At 74.5% G+C, this 907-nt stretch carries 1 protein-coding gene; it reads right to left on the reverse strand.

Annotated elements, in window-relative coordinates; all coding sequences use genetic code 11:
• Positions 1–91: 91 nt before the first annotated feature.
• Positions 92–907 (reverse strand): DUF3084 family protein (locus VB737_RS17030; protein ID WP_500314712.1); only part of this gene is annotated, 816 nt, incomplete at its 5' end.

Genomic DNA, 907 nt, shown 5'->3' on the forward strand with positions numbered 1-907 from the left:
CGGATCTCCTGGCAGGCGGGATCGGTGAGCACCAGGCCGCACTTGCTGCGGCCGGGATCGAGCCCCGCCAAGGGGCCGGGGCCCGCCACCGTCATGGCCGCCCCGGCCGGGTGGCTCCGGCGCCGTCCTTGCGGGGCCAGCGCAGCTCGACGCTGATCGGGTCGGGGGTGTCGGCGTTCTGGAGGGCCACCGCCTCCAGGTTGGCGGTGACGCCGGCGGGGCGCTCGCTGAGTTCCCGGGCCAGGGCGTTGAGGCTGGCGACATCGAACTGGAGGCCGTTGGCCAGGGTGCCCTGGCGCTGGGCCTTGGCGAAGGCGGCGGTCAGCAGCAGGTTGAGGCGGCTGCGGACGGCGTCCAGGTCGCGCACGTCGGGCTCGAGGGCGGTGCGGGAGAGCACCTCCCCCTGCTCCACCACCTGGCGGTTGGGGCGCAGGTCGGGGAAGGCGAGCACCTGGGCCTCGCCCCGCAGCACGTTGGCGGCCGAGCGGATGCTGACCACCCAGACGCCGGGGTTGGCGAGCAGCGATTCCAGCCGGTTGATGTCGCTGCGGGGCACCAGCAGGATCTGGCGGTTGGGGGGCTGGCCGGGCAGCAGCAACTGGAACGCCGCCCGGTTCGACTCCTGCAGCAGGGCGTCGATCACCTGCCTGGCCTGGTCGGGGCGCTGCAGCTGCACCTTGGCGGTGGCCAGCGGCTGGCCGCTGGCGATCACCACATCACCGCGGCGCAGGGCGATGACGTTGGTCTCCAGGTCCTTGAGTTCCTTCTCGCCGGCGGCGATGCGGCGGCGGACGCTGGCCAGTTCGGCCTCGGTGCGGCGGATCTCGGCGTCCCGGCCCTGCACCTCCCGGCTGAGCCGGGCCCGCTCCGCCTCCAGCCGGGCGCGCTCGGCCTGCAGGGGCTGGAG

Source organism: Synechococcus sp. BA-120 BA3 (genome assembly GCF_034931285.1).
Taxonomy (GTDB): Bacteria; Cyanobacteriota; Cyanobacteriia; order PCC-6307; family Cyanobiaceae; genus Cyanobium.